The organism is Salinispora sp. CH2A1_6 (assembly GCF_056820975.1).
The window spans coordinates 400909-417721 of the sequence record NZ_JBXEDG010000012.1 but is presented as its reverse complement, the minus strand read 5'-3'; the positions used below and the strand labels follow the sequence as shown (position 1 = coordinate 417721).

22 protein-coding genes and 1 pseudogene are annotated in these 16813 nt (G+C 70.3%); 16 read left to right on the top strand and 7 right to left on the bottom strand.

Annotated elements, in window-relative coordinates; translation table 11 throughout:
- Positions 1–86 precede the first annotated feature (86 nt).
- A pseudogene (locus AC1UKG_RS17485) lies at positions 87–685 on the bottom strand (transposase family protein); the annotation flags it as partial.
- 364 nt (positions 686–1049) lie between these two features.
- Between AC1UKG_RS17485 and AC1UKG_RS17480 the strand changes: the two are divergent.
- The 3 genes from AC1UKG_RS17480 to AC1UKG_RS17470 all read left to right on the top strand — a co-directional run bounded on the left by AC1UKG_RS17480 (position 1050) and on the right by AC1UKG_RS17470 (position 3630).
- Positions 1050–1877: a GNAT family N-acetyltransferase gene (locus tag AC1UKG_RS17480; protein ID WP_018746138.1), complete on the top strand. Its 828-nt coding sequence runs from the start codon at positions 1050–1052 to the stop codon at positions 1875–1877.
- 290 nt (positions 1878–2167) lie between these two features.
- The gene (locus AC1UKG_RS17475; protein ID WP_018746139.1) at positions 2168–2992 is read left to right on the top strand and encodes a MerR family transcriptional regulator; all 825 of its coding nucleotides are present in this window, start codon (positions 2168–2170) and stop codon (positions 2990–2992) included.
- 194 nt (positions 2993–3186) lie between these two features.
- Positions 3187–3630 carry a hypothetical protein gene (locus AC1UKG_RS17470; protein WP_018746140.1) on the top strand — a complete coding sequence of 148 codons (444 nt, stop codon included), beginning with the start codon at positions 3187–3189 and terminating at the stop codon, positions 3628–3630.
- A gap of 67 nt (positions 3631–3697) precedes the next feature.
- Here the strand turns inward: AC1UKG_RS17470 and AC1UKG_RS17465 are convergent, their stop codons facing one another.
- The 3 genes from AC1UKG_RS17465 to AC1UKG_RS17455 form a co-directional block, all read right to left on the bottom strand.
- Positions 3698–4015: a hypothetical protein gene (locus AC1UKG_RS17465; RefSeq protein WP_026271537.1), complete on the bottom strand. Its 318-nt coding sequence runs from the start codon at positions 4013–4015 to the stop codon at positions 3698–3700.
- Positions 4016–4275: 260 nt separating this feature from the next.
- The gene (locus tag AC1UKG_RS17460; RefSeq protein ID WP_018814635.1) at positions 4276–4479 is read right to left on the bottom strand and encodes a hypothetical protein; all 204 of its coding nucleotides are present in this window, start codon (positions 4477–4479) and stop codon (positions 4276–4278) included.
- A 20-nt stretch (positions 4480–4499) separates the two neighbouring features.
- Positions 4500–4622: a hypothetical protein gene (locus tag AC1UKG_RS17455; RefSeq protein WP_482642840.1), complete on the bottom strand. Its 123-nt coding sequence runs from the start codon at positions 4620–4622 to the stop codon at positions 4500–4502.
- A gap of 77 nt (positions 4623–4699) precedes the next feature.
- On the opposite strand from AC1UKG_RS17455, the gene AC1UKG_RS17450 reads away from it, so the two are divergent.
- A complete protein-coding gene (locus tag AC1UKG_RS17450; RefSeq protein WP_033662951.1) occupies positions 4700–5146 on the top strand; it encodes an NUDIX hydrolase in 447 nt (148 codons plus the stop codon).
- 60 nt (positions 5147–5206) lie between these two features.
- Here the strand turns inward: AC1UKG_RS17450 and AC1UKG_RS17445 are convergent, their stop codons facing one another.
- A complete protein-coding gene (locus AC1UKG_RS17445) occupies positions 5207–5545 on the bottom strand; it encodes a hypothetical protein (RefSeq protein WP_482643209.1) in 339 nt (112 codons plus the stop codon).
- Positions 5546–6258: 713 nt separating this feature from the next.
- On the opposite strand from AC1UKG_RS17445, the gene AC1UKG_RS17440 reads away from it, so the two are divergent.
- Both AC1UKG_RS17440 and AC1UKG_RS17435 read left to right on the top strand, forming a co-directional pair.
- Complete coding sequence (locus AC1UKG_RS17440; RefSeq protein WP_018815500.1) at positions 6259–7056, top strand: Scr1 family TA system antitoxin-like transcriptional regulator; 798 nt, start codon at positions 6259–6261, stop codon at positions 7054–7056.
- Positions 7043–7234 carry a DUF397 domain-containing protein gene (locus tag AC1UKG_RS17435; RefSeq protein WP_018745810.1) on the top strand — a complete coding sequence of 64 codons (192 nt, stop codon included), beginning with the start codon at positions 7043–7045 and terminating at the stop codon, positions 7232–7234. The genes AC1UKG_RS17440 and AC1UKG_RS17435 overlap by 14 nt, the downstream gene beginning before the upstream one ends.
- Positions 7235–7342: 108 nt before the next feature.
- On the opposite strand, the gene AC1UKG_RS17430 is transcribed toward AC1UKG_RS17435, so the two are convergent.
- Complete coding sequence (locus tag AC1UKG_RS17430) at positions 7343–8104, bottom strand: prepilin peptidase (RefSeq protein ID WP_482642841.1); 762 nt, start codon at positions 8102–8104, stop codon at positions 7343–7345.
- Between the two features lie 369 nt (positions 8105–8473).
- Here AC1UKG_RS17430 and AC1UKG_RS17425 point away from each other — a divergent pair, with 369 nt between their 5' ends.
- From AC1UKG_RS17425 to AC1UKG_RS17380, 10 genes are read left to right on the top strand one after another with little or no spacing between them, the layout of a single operon-like run.
- Positions 8474–9016: a hypothetical protein gene (locus tag AC1UKG_RS17425; RefSeq protein ID WP_029124001.1), complete on the top strand. Its 543-nt coding sequence runs from the start codon at positions 8474–8476 to the stop codon at positions 9014–9016.
- The gene (locus AC1UKG_RS17420) at positions 9010–10113 is read left to right on the top strand and encodes a hypothetical protein (RefSeq protein WP_482642842.1); all 1104 of its coding nucleotides are present in this window, start codon (positions 9010–9012) and stop codon (positions 10111–10113) included. Before AC1UKG_RS17425 ends, AC1UKG_RS17420 begins: the two co-directional genes overlap by 7 nt.
- Positions 10110–10769 carry an SAF domain-containing protein gene (locus tag AC1UKG_RS17415; protein ID WP_482642843.1) on the top strand — a complete coding sequence of 220 codons (660 nt, stop codon included), beginning with the start codon at positions 10110–10112 and terminating at the stop codon, positions 10767–10769. Before AC1UKG_RS17420 ends, AC1UKG_RS17415 begins: the two co-directional genes overlap by 4 nt.
- Before the next feature lie 2 nt (positions 10770–10771).
- A complete protein-coding gene (locus AC1UKG_RS17410) occupies positions 10772–11599 on the top strand; it encodes a hypothetical protein (RefSeq protein WP_018815504.1) in 828 nt (275 codons plus the stop codon).
- Positions 11589–13115, top strand: coding sequence for an ATPase, T2SS/T4P/T4SS family (locus tag AC1UKG_RS17405; RefSeq protein ID WP_018745816.1), 1527 nt, complete (start codon positions 11589–11591; stop codon positions 13113–13115). Before AC1UKG_RS17410 ends, AC1UKG_RS17405 begins: the two co-directional genes overlap by 11 nt.
- Entirely contained in the window at positions 13112–14014 is a 903-nt protein-coding gene (locus AC1UKG_RS17400) for a type II secretion system F family protein (protein WP_050564293.1), read from the top strand. Before AC1UKG_RS17405 ends, AC1UKG_RS17400 begins: the two co-directional genes overlap by 4 nt.
- Positions 14011–14880, top strand: coding sequence for a type II secretion system F family protein (locus AC1UKG_RS17395; RefSeq protein WP_018745818.1), 870 nt, complete (start codon positions 14011–14013; stop codon positions 14878–14880). Before AC1UKG_RS17400 ends, AC1UKG_RS17395 begins: the two co-directional genes overlap by 4 nt.
- A gap of 24 nt (positions 14881–14904) precedes the next feature.
- Entirely contained in the window at positions 14905–15099 is a 195-nt protein-coding gene (locus AC1UKG_RS17390) for a hypothetical protein (RefSeq protein WP_018732099.1), read from the top strand.
- Between the two features lie 4 nt (positions 15100–15103).
- A complete protein-coding gene (locus AC1UKG_RS17385) occupies positions 15104–15523 on the top strand; it encodes a TadE family protein (RefSeq protein WP_018745819.1) in 420 nt (139 codons plus the stop codon).
- Entirely contained in the window at positions 15508–16098 is a 591-nt protein-coding gene (locus AC1UKG_RS17380; protein WP_482642844.1) for a TadE/TadG family type IV pilus assembly protein, read from the top strand. Before AC1UKG_RS17385 ends, AC1UKG_RS17380 begins: the two co-directional genes overlap by 16 nt.
- Here AC1UKG_RS17380 and AC1UKG_RS17375 read toward each other — a convergent pair.
- Positions 16082–16798 carry an MOSC domain-containing protein gene (locus AC1UKG_RS17375; protein WP_018745821.1) on the bottom strand — a complete coding sequence of 239 codons (717 nt, stop codon included), beginning with the start codon at positions 16796–16798 and terminating at the stop codon, positions 16082–16084. The genes AC1UKG_RS17380 and AC1UKG_RS17375 overlap by 17 nt on opposite strands.
- Positions 16799–16813: the final 15 nt, after the last annotated feature.

The following is a 16813-nucleotide window of genomic DNA, read 5'->3' as shown; positions in this document are numbered from 1 at the left end:
AGGTCAGTGGGTACTACGGGGGCGTGAGGCCTCTACATGTGTGAGGGCTGTGTGAGGGGTGGGGTGTAGAGGCCTCACGCCGGGTGGCCGGGATGGTCGCGCAGCCAGGCGGCGAGGGTGTCGGCGGTGCGGTCGGGCAGCACGTCGATCGGCCGGCGGGTGTGCATGTCGAGCAGCACGGTCGCGTATCGGTGGCTCCGACGGCGGGCGAAGTCGTCCACGCCGAGCACCGTCGGTGTCACCGGCGGCGGGTCGGGCATCCGGCGGATCATCCGGATCAATGTGGAGCGCGACACCGATGCCGCTAACCGATGCGCCAGCCGGCTGCCCGGTCGACCGCCCACCGCGACGGCTTCCAGGTCACCCGCGACCACGACGGTGTGACGGGCATGCCGCCGCGTCAGCCCGGGCACCTGCTCGACGAACGTCCGCCGCCCGCATTCGGCGTTGGCGCAGGCGAATCGGCGGACTGTCAACGCGACCAGCACCTCATGACCACCCAACCTGACATCGACCAGCCTCCGCACATAGCGACCATGCACAGTGGTCGACCAACGCCGCAGGCGCCACACCGTGCCCGCACCGTCTGCGTCGCCGCGGTGATCCTGACCCCGACGCCCCGGACCACCACCGCCTCCAACCGCAAGCCCGTCAGGTGCGGCAGCAACGCCGGAATGATCTCCATCCCGGCAACCCAACCCGAACTACCGATGAGCGCGACTCACAAAATGTGTGCCAGAGCCAGTTTTCAGGCGGAGCCGACAGACCGATGGCCGTCGGGAGGGACCGGCACCCCGGAGGTCTGTACGTGTCGTGTTCGTGTCGGCTGTCCCGGGTTACGTCTCATGCGAGCAGGTCAGAGCTGTGGACTTCGTGGTCTTGAAAACCGGTAAGGCAGTGATGTCTTCGTGGGTTCGAATCCCACACCCTCCGCCCCTCGGAAAGCCTTGACGGCATCGCGGCCGGCAAGGACCTCGTGCCTAACTGGCGCTCCGCCAGCGTCCGTGGGCCGTCTGACCAACCAGGTTCAGCGCTGCGATAGTTAGCACGTGACGTGGGGAATCGGTGTGCTGACCGTGGACGACCTTCCCGGGTGTCTCGCTCTGGCGCAGGACCGGGGATGGCCTGCCGAGGACAGCAAGTGGCGCCTGCTGTTCGAGCTGGGCACCGTGTTCGGTGCCCGGAATGCGAGGGGTGAACTGGTGGGAACGGCGGTTCTGACCCGTTACGGCAACTCGCTGTCGGTGCTCAGCATGGTGCTGGTCGCGGCGCGCCATGGCGGCCAGGGACTGGGCCGGCGGCTCGTGACACACGCCCTCGCGGGCGCCCGGACCAGGACTGTGGCGCTGTTTGCCACCGAATCGGGCCGTCCCTTGTACGAAAAGCTCGGCTTCACCGCTGTCGAGGCGCTGCACACCTATATCGGAACTATTTCCAGCCACCCGGAGCCACGCTCCCGCCCGGCCTTGCCCGAGGACATCGCGGCAATCAGGGCACTCGATGCCGCGATTGTCGGCGCCCCGCGTGAGGCGCTACTGCAACGGCTGTTTTCGTTCGCCACCCAACTGCAGGTTCTGCAACTCGACAACGACATCGTCGGGTACGGCGCGGTGTGGCGCAACCTCGATCAACTGATGATCGGGCCGGTGCTGGCCACGGATCGCCACGCCGCCGCAACGTTGATAGGCGACCTGGCAGGCGGTGCCGACGGGTCAGTGCGGGTCGACCTGCTCGACCACGACTGCCGGCTACGCGAATGGGTGCAGGACGCCGGAGCAACCTTGCGGAGCAGCACCACGTTAATGATCTCAGGGTCGCCGTTTCTTCCGGGCGATCGCAGCCGCTGGTACAGCCCGATGATGCAGGCGCTCGGCTAGCTAGATCAACGGTTCACTCGGGGGACGTTGAGGCCCCCGCGGCAGAGGGCTCCCCGCCGGGGCCTAGAACGGCGCCGGCCTGATGTTCGGTCCGCGCCCAGTGCGGGCGGCTCCTGGCCAACGTCGACCAATTCCTGCGCCAGGTCCCGTCGCAGCAGTTCGGGCCGACCGTTGACATCTGTGCAGCCGGGCCGTTCTGGAATTGGCCCGCGACCCGCCGAACCGCCGTCCTGGCTTGACTCTCCCGCCAGGGGAGACTCGAGCATCGGTGCGGAACGGAGGAACCGAGCATGGACGACCTGATCCCGATTGGGCGTTTCTCCCGGATGAGCCGGCTGTCAGTCAAGGCCCTGCGCTTCTACAACGAGCAGGGCCTGCTCGCACCCGCTTGGGTCGACCCGTCCTCGGGCTACCGCTACTACCGGCGGGCCCAGGCCGAGCGGGCCGAGGCGATCCGGATGCTACGTGCAATCGATATGCCGATCGCGGACATCCGTGACCTACTCGCCGACGACGACCCGGAACTGACCGGCAAACGCCTCGTCGCGCACCGGGAGCGGTTGCGGGCCCGGCTCGCCGAGCAGGAGCAGATGCTGCGCTTCCTCCAAGCACTCATCGATCGAGGAGGACGAGTCATGCCCTACGACGTCATCGTGAAGGAAGCCGCCACCATTCCGGTGGCCAGCCTCACCCTGCACACCAGCCTGAATGCGATTGGTGCCGACATGGGCCGCGGCTTCGGCGCGGTCGTCGACGCCATCGGCAACGCCGGCACCGAGTCCAACGGGAAGCCGTTCGTCATCTACCACGACGTCATCGACGAACAGACCAACGGCGACATCGAGATCTGCATCCCGGTCCCGGCCGGCACCGTCCTATCCGGCGACCCGGTCCGCTACCGTGAGCTCCCCGGCGGCCCGGTCGCCACCACCGTCCACCGAGGGCCATACCAGGAGATCAGCCCCGCTTATCACGTCGTCACCGGGTGGATCGAGCAGGAGGGTATTCATCCAGCGGGCCCACCGCGCGAGGTCTACCTCAACGACCCCCAAACGGTCAGTCCCGCTGAGCTGCTCACCGAAGTACAGTTCCCCATCGACAAGACGCCGCGCTGATCGGGCGGCCAGCAGCTCCCCGCCACCCTGACGCCGGTCGCCGCCGCATTCCGGCGGCACGACTACCCCTGGCACGACAGCGATCCGTTCGCCGACCTCTTCCGCTCCTGGCGCGAATGTCAGGCAGGCTTGATGTTCTGAACGGCGGGACGTACTGTCGCTCCGAGCCAACTATCGGCCGGAGGTTTGAGGGGATGAGCAGTTCGGTCAATGTCGCTGACGCGGACGAATTCCCCCGCCCGTGGTCTTTGGTGGTGCGGGGCGCGACCTGGCTTCAATTGGCATTCGGGATTAGCTACCTTTCCGTGCTCCTTCTCTATGGCTTCGCTCGACTCACACTGGGGAGCCACGATTTCATAACCGGCGGGGATAATGATCCGAAGGATTTGGGAGTGGGTCTCGGCAACCTGCTTGCGAGGGTTCTGCACGCTCTCGGCACGGCTGCGGCAGTGATGAGTCCCTTCACCGGGGTTGTGCTTGGCTCCCTGGTTCTGCTCGGCTATGCGGTGAGTCGGCGAGTGCGAGTGGATTCAACGAGGCATTCACGTGTCTTCGTGGCGCTCTGCGTGTCTGCTGTCATCGCTGTGCTCGGCGGCACCGAGGTGTTCTCGGACCTTCGGACTTGGATCTTGGACTAGCCGCCAGTCGTTGTTTCCGGGGCGAAGGTGTATCCGTCGGGATCCTGGACCAGGCGGAAGCAGACGATCAGACGAGGCCCCCGGTGAGGAAGTGTAGGGCGAGCCAGGTCACGAACGCCAGCAGCGCGAACCGGCGCAGCCACACCCAGCCCGTGACGTTCCGGGCCGGCTCGCCGGGCTTGCGGCGCTGCGTGCCGAACCACAACCACACGTGCTCCGACAGGGTGTCCCCGTCGCGACTGTTCCGCACCGCCGTCACTTCGACCACGCCGAAGTACAGGAGCCAGACGATCCATGCGGCCGTGTAGTTACCCAGCCCGAAGGAGAGCCCGGCGACGGCACCGAGGAGAGCGCCGCCCGCGATGAACGGCAGGACGCGGTTCACCTCATCACCGCCCAGATGGACCTCCACATGTGCCCTGCCTCCCCATCTGTCCCGGAGACGACGGCGGCCTTGCCGCGCGGGGGCGCATTCGAGACAGTCACCGTCGTGGCCGGCGCGCGGGTGTAAACGTAGGCGGTCTTTCGCGTCTCCTCAAGGCTTGTGTCGTGTTCGGACACCTTGGTTCGCGCCGATGCCACCTGAGGGTCGGGTGGGCGAGACTGCTATCGGTAAATAGAGGCAGCGTGCGCTGGCGACCACCGTCAGCCGCGCAGGGCCAGATGGTACGACGAGGTCCACAGCACCACGGCGCAGCCCAGGCCGACCACGATCCGTACGGTCTCGTTCGCGAAGCCGGCCACGACGAGCAAGATGCCGACGACCGCGACGACGGTCAGCAGGGACGCGGTCCACCGGTACTGCCACTGGTCATACAGCCGGGCGAGTGGGAAGAAGTGCAGGCCCACGATTCCCACGTTGCCACGGCTCAGACCAGACCGAAGACGGAGAGCACCAGTACGCCTCGGCGACGAAGGTCGCGGGTAAGGGTGCGGCACTCGGCATCCACGGCGGACGGAAGGGGAGGCGTGGTGCGGGACGCGGATGTCACTTTCGAACCTCCGGAGCCAATCACAGTAGTCGAACTTTCAATCCATACCTGTAGCCCAGCTGGATTAGGCTGCGCGCATGGTGACGCGAGTGAATGTATGGATCGCGGGTGTGATCTTGGTCGATCCTGGGGGTCGGTTGTTGTTGCAGCTTCGAGACGGCAACACCGAAGTGGATCCGCATCGATGGTCGCTACCTGGTGGCCACCTGGATCCGGGCGAGGAGCCGCTGGTGGCTGCCCACCGAGAGCTCTATGAGGAGACCGGTCTCAGAGTCGATGAGCTGCGCCTGTTCTGGCGGGGCCTGGCTCCGGCGGGGAGCTTCCCCGGCACGGTCGGCGAGTTTTCGATCTTCTACGCGTCGACCAGCGCCACCGATGCGGATGTGGTGTGTGGGGAGGGGGCGGCGATGCGATTCGTTGACCGGGCTGACGTGCTCACCCTGGAGTTCGGGCGGGCTAACGCGGAGATCGTGCGGCGTTTCCTGGGCTCGGCGGAGTACCGCCAGTTGGTCCGGGCCGGTTGATCGCTGCTGCTGGCGGTGCCGACCACCGTCCCCGCCTCGCCTCGCCTCGGCATCGAAACCTCAATCGGGGAGCTTCCGCGTCGACCGTCGGAACGGCCCCCAGGCGACGAAGCGTTCGAATAGTTCGCGGGGGTGTGGTGCGTCGTGGGGGTTGAGGTGGTAGAGGTCGTGCATGGCTTCGTAGCAGAGTCCGGCGAGGTAGATCGACAGGCTCGGCTGTCGGGTGTCGTATTCGGCGGTGAGGAGGAGGCGGGCTTCGGCGCAGGGCCAGGGGTGGCCGCAGGCGCGGCAGGTCCAGGTGGGTCGTAGGGGTGTGTGGGGTGGTTGGTTTCTGGTGCGGTGGCGTGGGTGTTGGGGGTGGGGGCCGAGTCGTGGTGGGGGGAGGTGGTGGGGGTTCACCAGTGGCCTCCGTTGGCGCGCCATTGTTGGGCGGGGGTGAGTCGGCCGACGCGGCCGGGTTGGGGTTCGGCGAGGGTGGGTTGGGTCATCCAGGCGGGCAGGTTGACCGGCAGGTTCGCTGGGCGGTCAGGCCCGCTTCCCCGGTACGGCCTACTTCCCCGGTGTGGTCCGCTTGCCCGGTACGGCGCGTTGCTGCGGGGTGATCTGCCTGCCCGGTGTGCTCCGCCCGCTCGGTGCGCCCCGCCTGCGCGGTACGGCGCGTTCGGGTCGTGCGGGCGGGGCGGCGCGGTGTTTCTCCGACGCCAACCAAACCAGCGAATTCGCATCTGGACCTCCTTGATGTTGGTGGAGGACCGCCCCCACTGACAGCGCGGGGGTGGGGGCGGTCCGACAGGCGCCTCCGGCGGGAAAGTCCTCCACCGGCTCACGCCGTCTCAATTCACTCTCTGTGTTAACCACCTGGCGGCGGAAGGGCTTCATGCTGATCCTGGCGAGGGTCTGGCGATCGTGCTCTTTTCCTGGCGAAGCTTGGCGATCTTGCTGGTAGGGCTGGCGAAGTCTGGCGATCTTGCTCGTTTTCTGGCGGCGCTTGGCGATCTTGGCAAATCGGCTGGCGACGTTTGGCGATCTTGGTGGCTTGGCTGGCGGCGCTTGGCGATCTTGCTTGTTGGGCTGGCGTGGTGTGGCGATCTAGAAGAATCTCTGGAGGGCCGATGGAATCTGAACGTGCCGCTGATCTCATCCGGGTGCAGCTCCGTCGACAGCGGGCGCTCGCCGGCATGAGTCAGGAGGAGTTCGGGCGTCGAACGAACTACTCGGCGTCGACCGTGTCGGCGGTGGAAACCGGCACCCGGATGACTGACCTGCCGTACGCGTGTCGGGCGGACGAGATCCTGGAGACCGGCGGCCTCTTCGAGTCGCTGCTGCGGTTGGCGCACCGGGACGAGCAGCCCGCCTGGTTCAAGCCCTGGCTGGAGGCCGAGGCGGTCGCGCGGCAACTCCGCTACTTTCACCCGAATCTGATTCCGGGCCTGCTGCAGACCGAGAACTACGCCCGCACGGTCCTGCGGTTTGACGACACCCGGCCCGAGTGCGAGGTGGAGCAGCAGGTCTCGGCTCGGCTGGAGCGGCAGAAGATCCTGACCCGCGACCGACCGCCGCAGGTCGTGGCGGTCATCAACGAGGGGGCGCTGCGGCTCGGGGACGCCATCATGGCCGAGCAGCTCGCGCATCTGCTGCGGATGGCGGAGCTGCCGTACCTCCACATTCACGTGATTCCCACGGCCGCGGGCCTGCACGCGGGGCTCTCCGGGCCGCTCGCTCTGGCGATGCTCCCGGACGGAAGCCGGGTCGTACACCTGGAAGATCAGCTTGCCGGCGAGGTCGTCACATCAGAGGAAGGGGTAGCTACCCTTCAGACCAGGTGGGAGAGTGTGCGAGGCGTCGCCCTCCCGCAAGCCTCATCGGTCGCGCTGATCAAAGAAGCGGAGTACCTGCATGAACCTCAGTAATGCTCGCTGGAAGAAGTCCACTCGCAGCGGCACGAGCGGCGGCGACTGCGTCGAGGTCGCCGACAACCTTCCCGGCATCGTCGGGGTGCGGGATTCCAAGGACCCGACCGGGCCGGCGCTGGTGTTCGGGCCGGGGGCGTGGCGGGCGTTCGTCGCCCAACTGCCCGGCCGCGACTGACCCACGCGGCACCAGCGACGCCATCCCGATCCGGGTGTCGACCCGACCTGCGCCCGTTCCCACCTGGCAGATTTCCAGGGGACGGGCGCTTCATCGTCCACTCTGCCGTCACCCGGTGAGCAGCAGCGTGGCCGGGGTGGCGAGCAGGAGGAACGGGCCGAAGGGCAGGTGGCTGGACCAGCGGGCCCGCCCGGTGGCGAGCAGTGTCAGGGCGGTCACGGCGGCGAGGGTGAAGGCGAGCAGCAGCCCGAGCACCAGGAACGACCAGCCGTGCCAGCCCAGGAGCAGACCCACCCCGACCGCCAGCTTCGCGTCGCCGAGCCCGAAGCCCCGCCGGCCGAGCAGGAGGGTGCTGGTGGCGAAGAGCAGGCCCAGGCCGAGCCCGGCGGCGGTGGCGCGCAGCCAGGGCGCGTACCCGGTCTCGACGGTCGCGGCCAGTCCGAGCAGCAGCCAGGTGCCGAGGGTGGCGGGGCCGGTGAGTCGGTCCGGCAGCCGGTGCACCGCGGCATCGACGAAGGCGAGCGGCACCGCCCAGCCGAGCCACCAGGCCGCCGCGACCAGCTCGATGATGGGCCCGCCAGCCAGCAGCAGCGTCAGGCCGGCGGCGAGCGCGGCGACCTCCACCGTGCCGGGTGGGGGGCCGACCCGCGCGCCGCACCCGCCGCACCGGGCGCGCGGCCCGATCGCCGGCCCCGGTCGGGTCAGGCTGATCGGGGCGCCGCAGGCGTCGCAGCCGAGCCGGGCCGGCACCCCCACTGGTACGGAGTGCCGCACGGCGGCGAGTCGGAGCACCGGGGTGATCGTGAGCGCGGCCAGTAGTGAGCGGGGTGCGGTACGGCGGGAACCGGTCACCGTCATGTCGAACTCCAACGGCTGAATACGGAAAGTAATTGTTGGGCGGCGCTTCGGTCTCGACTGACCTGACCCGAGGGCTCCACGCCCCACCACCTCCGATTACTGAGCGTGTTCACCTGAATTGCCCCTGTTGCATCGGCTGTCGTCAGCCTATGCTCGCCCATTGAGTGCAATGTGCCCCTGCAACCATTCGATCAAGAAACTGCGGGCGGGGTGGGAGTCATCTTTCTTACAAGTCGGTAACGGTAAATGCGGATGCCTTGTATGGGGCCCAGATGGCGGCATCCGGCCGCGCTTCCGCATGTCCGGATTCACCGGGTAGCGACCGCCCGGTGGAGGTCGACGAGGAGGGTCGGGACAGTGCGAGGAAGGCAGCGCAGGGGCGTGTCGGCGTACCTGGTGGTGGGCGTGGTGTTGGCGGCCGTGGCCGGCTGCGGCACCGACCGGGAAGCGCCGGTGGAGGCGCTGGGCATGGTGGATCAATCTGCCCCGGCATCGGGGGAAGTGGACGAGCTAAATGCTCGGAAAGCCGCGCTCGCCGCCTATTCCGGATATCTCGCGGTGACGCAGGAAGCGAGTGGCGACAGCGACCCACACCACCCGGAACTCACCACCTACCTGGCCGACCCGTTGTTGACCCGGGTTCGGTTCACCATCCGCACCGCCAAAGAGCACGGCGCCATCCGTATCGGCACCCTCCGTTCGGACCCCGTCGTGACGGCCGTGGACCTCGCGAGTGTCCCGGCCACCGTCGAGATCCAGGATTGCCTCGACGCGACCGGCTGGCGGCTGGTCTACGCGGAAGATGAGCGGGTCGTGCCCGGTAGCCAGAGCACCCGGCATCTGGCCACCGTGACCGCGGCCCGATACCCGGACGGCCGCTGGCTGATCAATACCGGTGCCGCCCATGAGGACCAGCCATGCTGACCCGGGCCGCCCGACCGCGCCGCACCCCGCTGCCGGCGCTGGTCACCACCGGGCTGGCAGCGCTGATCACCACCGGCCTGGCCGCTGCCGCCGCCGCGCCGGCCGCCGCCGCGCCGGCCGCCGCCGCGCCGGCCGCCGCCGCGCCGCCCGCTGTCGCACTGCCAGCTGTCGCACCGCACCTTGTCGTCGCACCTCGCGTTGTCGCGATGCCAGCCGCCGTGCCGGCCGTTGTCGCCATGCCGCCCGTTGCCGCCGCGTCGGCCGCCGATCCGCCGGATGTGATCTGCCCGCCCTCGCAGACCACCTGCGAGGTCTGGGACGACGAGCCCGGTGATGGCGGTGGCCCGGGAGATGGTGGCCCCGGTGACGGCGGGGGCGGCGGCGGTGCGACCTGCCAGTGGGACGGCCAGGTCATCCCCTGCTACGACGAGGTGCTCGGTTGGTTCCACAACGGCGACGGCTGCTACTACAAGCTGATCGAGCCGCGGCCCGAGGGCACCCCGGAGGGCTTCGACTGGTATGTGCTGACCTGCAACGGGGGTGACCTCGGCTCGCAGCGGACGGAGCTGCTCGACGCCCCGCCGCCCAGCTTCGGCACCCCGCCCGACCCGGCGGAACTGGCCCGGGAAGCGCTCGCCTCGATCGACCTGCTCCCGCCGCGGGTGGCCGTCGCCCCCCGCCGGCACATCGGCGCCGGGCTGGTCGGCCTGCCGGTGTGGATGTGGGCCAGCACGGCCGGGTCCGGCCAGCCCCGCCACTACTTCGGCCCGCAGCAGGCCTCCGCCAGCGACCGGGGGTTGACCGTGCAGATCGCGGCGGAAGTCACCCGGGTGAGCTGGGACATGGGCAACGGCACCAAGGTGACCTGCTCGGGCCCCGGAACAGCGTACGAGTCCGATAGCGCGCTGGCCGGAAAGCGTTCCCCGGACTGCGGCTACCACAGCGGCTACCCGGAGCCCGGCAACTACCAGATCCAGGCGACCACGCACTGGACGGTGAGCTGGAGCGGCGGCGGCGAGAGCGGCAGCTTCGAGGTCACCCGGACCAGCGGCACCGTGACGATCGAGATCGATGAGCTTCAGGTGGTAACCCAGTGAGCCTCGCGACCAGCAACGCAGCGGCGACGGCCGACGCCCCGATCACCCCGCCCAAGGTGCTCCGGCAGCGCCGGATGCGCCCCGGCCTGCTCGGCCTCGCCGTCCTCCTGATCGCCCTCGGCGGACTCGGTTCGGCCTTCGCCGTCAACGCGGTCCGCGCTACCGGCAGCTACCTGGCGGTGGCCCGACCGGTCGAGGTCGGCCGCGTGGTTAGCGCCGACGACCTGGTGACCGTGCAGGTAGCCGGTGGGGCGGGGCTATCCCCGGTGCCGGCCGGGCAGCAGGGCGAGGTGGTCGGGAAACGGGCGAAGGTGTCGCTCGTCCCCGGAACGCTGCTCACCATGGAACAACTCACCGACAAACCGCTACTCGCCCCCGGCCAGCAGCAACTCTCGGTGGGCCTGGACCTGGCCCAGGCGCCGGCCCGCCAACTGCACCCCGGGGACAAGGTGTCCCTGGTCAGCACCCCGGCCGGCAACGACGACCGGTCCGTCACCACGGCGACCCGGTTCGAGGCCACCGTGATCGACGCCAACATCGTCGGAAACGACGACGAGATGGTGGTCTACCTGGCGCTCGCCGTACGGGACGTGCCGGCGGTGGCGGCGCTGGTGGCCCAGGACCGGGTCGCCATCGTGCTCACCGGGGCGGCCTGAGTATGGCGATCATCGCGCTGGTCGCCGCGAAGGGCTCGCCCGGGGTCACCACCTCGGCGCTGGCCTGCGCCCTGACCTGGCACCGGCGGCTGGTGCTCGCCGAGTGCGACCCGGCGGGAGGGTCCCTGCTCGCCGGCTACCTCGGTGGCACGCTCGACGGGCCCCGGGGCATCGGCGAGCTGGCTGTCGGGGAGTTGCGGGACGGCAACCTGGAGGCGACGTTCTGGTCGCAGCTGGTCGACCTGGATGCGCCGAAACGGGAACGGCTGCTGCTGCCCGGCGTGGTCGACCCTGCCCAGGCCGGCAGCGTCACCCCGCTCTGGCAGCGGTTCGCCGACTTCTTCACCGAACTCGACCGCGGCGACCCCCCGTACGACGTCCTCGTCGACTGTGGCCGCCTGCACGTACCCGGCCCGCCCTGGCCGCTCCTGCGCGCCGCCTCGGTGGTGCTGGTGGTCACCCGGGCGCGGCTGCCCGAGGTCTCGGCCACCCGCGCGCTGGTCCGGACGATCCAGCGGGACTTCACCGAACACCGGGTCGCCCCGGGCACGCTGCGGCTGCTGCTGGTCGGTGACGGGCACGGGCGCGGCGAGATCAGCAAGGCGTTGCAGGTGCCGGTCGTCGCGCGGCTGCCGCACGACCCGCGTACCGCCGAGGTGTTGACCCTCGGTGGGACCGTGCGGGTGGGCCGGCCGCTGCTGCGCGCCGCGAGCGAGCTGGAGGTGCCGATCGGGACGCTGCTCGACCGGCGGCGGGCCCGCCTGGCCTGGCCGGTGGCGGGCCACGAAGGCGCCGGCGCGGTGACGCAGGAGGCGTCGAATGCGATTTGAACCTGTCTCCGCCGACCCCCGGCGGCACCCCCCGGCCACCGCCCCGACCGTCACCTCGACCGCGCCCCCGCTGGCCCCGCCGAATGGTCGGCAGCCCGGGCCCGCCGCGGCCCGGGCGGAGCCACCGCCCCGCCCCCGGGTCGACTTCCAGGTCGTCCGGGAGCTGCGCCGAGAGCTCAGCGAACGGCTCACCCACTGGCAGCGCGGCCGGGAGTTCGACCCCGACGCCGAAGACACCGAGCGCGCCCGGCTGGCGGTCGCGGTCGTCTCCGCGTACGCCGACGCGGTCCGTCGGGCCGGCACCCCGCTCACCGCCGACGAGGAACGGATCCTGCTCGACCAGGTGACCGCCGAGCTGGCCGGGCTCGGCCGGCTGCAGACCCTGCTGGTGGACGAGAGCATCGAAGAGGTGCACATCCTCGGCTGCGACCAGGTGCGCGTCACCCGGCGCGGCGGTGGGGTCGACTGGATCGAGCCGATTGCCGACAGCGACGAGGAGTTGGTGGAGATCCTGCAGGCGGCGGCCCGGCGGGCGGGCGCCACCGAACGCTCGCTCTCCACCTCCAAGCCCACCCTCGACCTGCAACTGCCCGACGGCAGCCGGCTCGCCGCGGTGTTCCTGGTCAGCCACCGCCCCTACGCGGTGATCCGTAAGCACAACACGCTCGATGTGGGGCTGGACGACCTCGCCGGCGGCCGGAACGACCTGGACGAGATGCTCGACCCGTTGCTGCGCGACTTCCTCCGCGCCGCCCTGCGCGCCGGCCTGAACATCATGGTCGCCGGCCTGGCCGGGGCGGGTAAGACAACCGTCATCCGGGCCCTGATGAACGAGATCCCGGCAGATGAGCCGTACGTGCTGCTGGAGGAGAGTCGGGAGCTGCTACCGGCCCGCCGCGGCGACCGGCACCGGGCGGTGATGAGCTTCGAAGCCCGCGAGGGGCACGGCGAACGCGGGCCGGACGGCCGTCCGGCCGGTGAGGTCAGCATCGCCGACCTCATCCCGGTGTCGCTGCGGATGGGCGTCCTGCGGATCATCGTCGGCGAGGTTCGCTCCCGGGAGATCGTGCCGATGCTCCAGGCGATGACCACCAGCCGTGGCTCGATGTGCACGATCCACGCCCGCACCCCGGCCGGCGTCGGCGACCGGATCATCGAGCTGGCCCTGGCGCACGGCCGGGAGATGACCGTGGAGCAGGCCCGCCGGATGGCCGGCAACGCCCTCGACCTGATCGTCTACGTCACCATCGAGGACGAGACCGCGATCGGCGGTCGCAAACACCGCTTCGTCTCCCACATCGAGGAGGTGATCGGCGTCGGCGACAGCGATCGGATCACCACCACCACGGTCTTCGGGCCCGGCCCGGACGGGCGGGCGGTGCCCCGGCACCTACCGGAGCGGATCCGCGCGCAGCTCCTGCGGGTCGGCTACGACACCCGACTGCTCAGCCGGTGGATCGAGGCGGGCAGCGGCGCGTGGCGGCGCCCCCGGCAGACGCGGCTGGCCCAACGATGAACGCCGCCGTCGACATCGAACTCGTCGCGGTGCTCTCCGGTGCCGCCTGCGTGGCCGGGCTGCTGCTGGCCGCCGTCGCGATCGTCGGCACCCGCCGCCCACCCGGGCCGGGCCCCGGAGCCCGGCGCGGGCTCAGCCGGCTTGGCCTCGGCACCACGGCGCGGGAGCGCCGCTTCCACCAGCTGCTCCTCGTCGGCGCGGTGTTCGCCGGCGCGCTGGGCTTCCTGCTGACCGGGCTTCCGGTGGTCGGCCTGCTGGTCGCCGTCGCGGTTCCCGGCACGCCGTGGCTCTTCGCGGTGGGCCGGGCCGAGCAGCGGGCCATCGCCCGAATCGAGGCGGTCGGTGAGTGGACCCGACGACTCAAGGACATCTCGGCCACCGGGCAGGGCCTGCAGGCGGCGATCACCGGCACCGTCGCCACCGCGCCGGAGGAGATCCAGGAGGAGGTGCGGCTGCTCGCCGCCCGCCTCCAGGCCGGCTGGCTGGCCCGGCCCGCCCTGTTGGCCTTCGCCGACGAGATCGCCGACCCGGTCTGCGACCAGGTGGTGGCGGCGCTGATTCTGCACCTGACCGATCGGGGGGAGCGCCTCGGCGACGTACTCGGCGCGATCGCCGCAGCCGCCAGCGCCGAGGTCGCCACCCGGCGGGAGATCGAGGCCAAACGTACCCAGCCCCGGTTCGCGGTCCGCTTCCTCACCGGTATGACCCTGGCGGTGCTCGCGTACGGGCTGTTGAACACCGACTACATCCGCCCGTACGGCACCCCGACCGGGCAGCTCGTGATGGCGGTGCTCGGGATGTCCTTCATCGTCCTGCTGGCCTGGGTCCGGGCGATGAGTCAGCCGCAGCGGCCGGCCCGCTTCCTGCCGGCGCCCGAGCCGCAGGAGGTGCTGACGTGACGGACTGGCTGTTGACCATCGCGGTGACCGCCGGGGCGCTGGCCGGGCTCGGGGTTTTCCTGGTGGTCCAGGAGCTCCTTCCGGCGACCCCGGCGCTCGGCCCCGCGCTGCGGCGGCTGCACCAGCCGCCGGGAGCGTCCCACCCGGCGGGGCCCGCCGGCCAGCGGCTGGAGTGGCTGACCGGGATCGCCCGGTGGCTGCGTCCGCCGCACCAACAGCTTGCCCTGCTCGGCCGCAGCCCCGAGCAGTACGCCCTGTCGTTGCTGCTCTCCGCGTTGATCGGCCTCGCCTCACCGACCCTGCTCAGCGTCACCTTCGCCGCCACGGGCGTCGCGCTGCCGGTGGCCGTACCGGTGCTGGGCAGCCTCGGCCTGGCGTTGATCTGCGCGTGGCTCGCGCACCGCGCGGTGCTGACCAAGGCGGAGGCGGCCCGCGGCGAGTTCCGGGCCGCCGTCTGCACCTACCTGGACCTGGTGGCGTTGCAGCTCTCCGCCGCGCACGGGCCGGTGCAGTCGCTGGAGCGGGCGGCGGAGGTCTGCGACGGCTGGGTCTTCGACCGGATCCGGGAGTCGCTGCGCCTCGCCCAGCTCCAGATGCACTCGCCCTGGGACGAGCTGCGGGACCTCGCCGATCGGATCGGCATTCCCGAGCTCGGTGACGTGGGAGCGATCATGCGCTCCTCGGGCAGCGAGGGCGCGCAGGTGCACGAGACCCTGCGCAGCCGGGCCGACTCGCTGCGCGACCAGATCCGCACCGACAACCTGGCGCGGGCGGAGGGGGTGACCGGCCGACTGGACATCCCGGGTGCCCTGCTCGTCTTCGTACTGCTTGGTTTCGCCACCTACCCGTTCCTCGCCCGTCTCTGACGACCGTCCGACAAGGAGCCCGCCATGTCCCTCTTCGTTCACCTACAGGTCGCGCTGGCCGCGCGCCTGGCCGAGCTGCGTTCCGACCGCGAGCGAGGGGACAGCCCCGTCCCCACCGCCGTGATCATCTTTGGTCTGGTGGCCGCCGCGATCACCGTCACGGCGCTCGTCGCCACCCGGGCGGAGGACTGGATGAACGCCATTCCGACCGCGCCCTGATCCGATGTGTGTGCGACGGTCCTGCCGTGCCCTGCGCCGACGGCTCGGCGGCACGGACCGGGGCGCCAACCCGGTGGAGCTGGCGGTGGTGATGCCGGTGATCTTCGTGCTGCTGTTCGGAGCGATCCAGGTGGCCGCCGTCTTCATCGCCCGATCCACGGCGATGCACGCGGCGCAGAGCGGGGTCAACGCACAGCGGGTGCTCAACGCCCCGCCGGACGCGGGCGCGGACCGGGCGCGACGCTTCCTCGCCGCGGCCGGCGGCTGGCTGGTCGACTGGGACTCCCCGGGGCCGAGCTGCCAGACCGACGCGGCCGACGTGACCTGCACCGTCCGCGGCCGTTCGCTCTCCGTCGTACCCGGCGTCGACTTCCCGATCAGCGAGAGCGCACACGGGACGGTGGAACGGTGGACGGAGCCGTGATCCGCGACCGTGGCCGACGCGGCGACCGGCAGCGCGACCGTGGTCGACGCCGTGGCCCGCAGCGCGACCTTGGTTCGGTCTCCGTCGAGGCGGCGATCCTCGCACCGGCCTTCATCGGGCTGATGGTCCTCGCCGGGGTCGCCGGGCGGACCGCGGTCGCGGCCGAGGCCGTCGAGGCGGCGGCGCACGACGCCGCCCGCGCCGCCTCCATCTCCCGCGACGCGGGCACCGCCGCCGAGCGGGCCCGGGAGGCGGCCGTCCGACAGCTCGACTGGCGCGGTCTGAACTGCACGAGTACGCCGACGGTCGACCTCAGTGGCACCGTCAATGGGCAGGCGACCAGCTTCGCCGCCGCGTTCCGGAGCCCGATCGGCCAGCAGGCCGCGGTGACCGTTCGCCTATCCTGCACCGTCGACCTGTCCGACCTGCGGCTGGAGACCATTCCGGGGGTGCCGAACAGCCGTCGGGTGTCCGCCAGCTTCACCTCGCCGCTGGACCGTTACCGGAGCAGGGCGCTCGGGTTCGCGAGTGTCGACGCCGTACCGGTGTCGAACCCGGCTACGAGTGGGCGGTGACGAGCATGCGGGACGTCACGGTCACGGTGTCACCCACGGCGAGGCGGCCGGGGCGGACGACGGTCCCCCAGACGCCGAAGGTCAGGTCCGGCCGCTCGGCGAGGGCCTTGAGGAGCCGGCCATCCTCGGGTAGGTCACCCTGCACCATGTCAATCATGATGCAGCGGGTCTGTAACTCCTGTGGCCGCAGGATGACGGTCGGCCCGACCTGTAGGTCGTGGCCGAGCCAGCTGTCGTCGGGGAAGCCGGTGCCGGGGAGGTCGATGACGAGGTTGGCGCGGAACCTCGCCGGGTCAACGGGTTCTCCGATCATCGCGGCGAGTTGGCGCAGCCCAGCCGTGGTGATCAGGCTGACGGGTCCCTCGTCGTGGTGCTGGACTCCCGCCTCGCGGGCAATGGTGACGTTCCTGCCGATGGCGTGGCTGACTGCGGTGTGTCCGGCCGGGTCATCGGCGGCGAACACCTCTCCGTCCGGCAGCTCCACAGTAGGCACGCGCTCGCCGAAGCGGCCACGAAAGTGGAGCAGGCCGGGCATGCGCCGGAACCGGCGGGTGTTCTTGCCGCTGCCGAGTTTGCCCGCAACATCGCGGACCGCCCAGAGCCGGTCGCCGATGAGTCCTCGCTGCTCGATCTCGACGTCGTCGAGCCGCTCGCCGAGCAGTGACTTGATCGGGTATCTACGGATCTCAGCCACCTTCATCGAAGTCACGTTAGC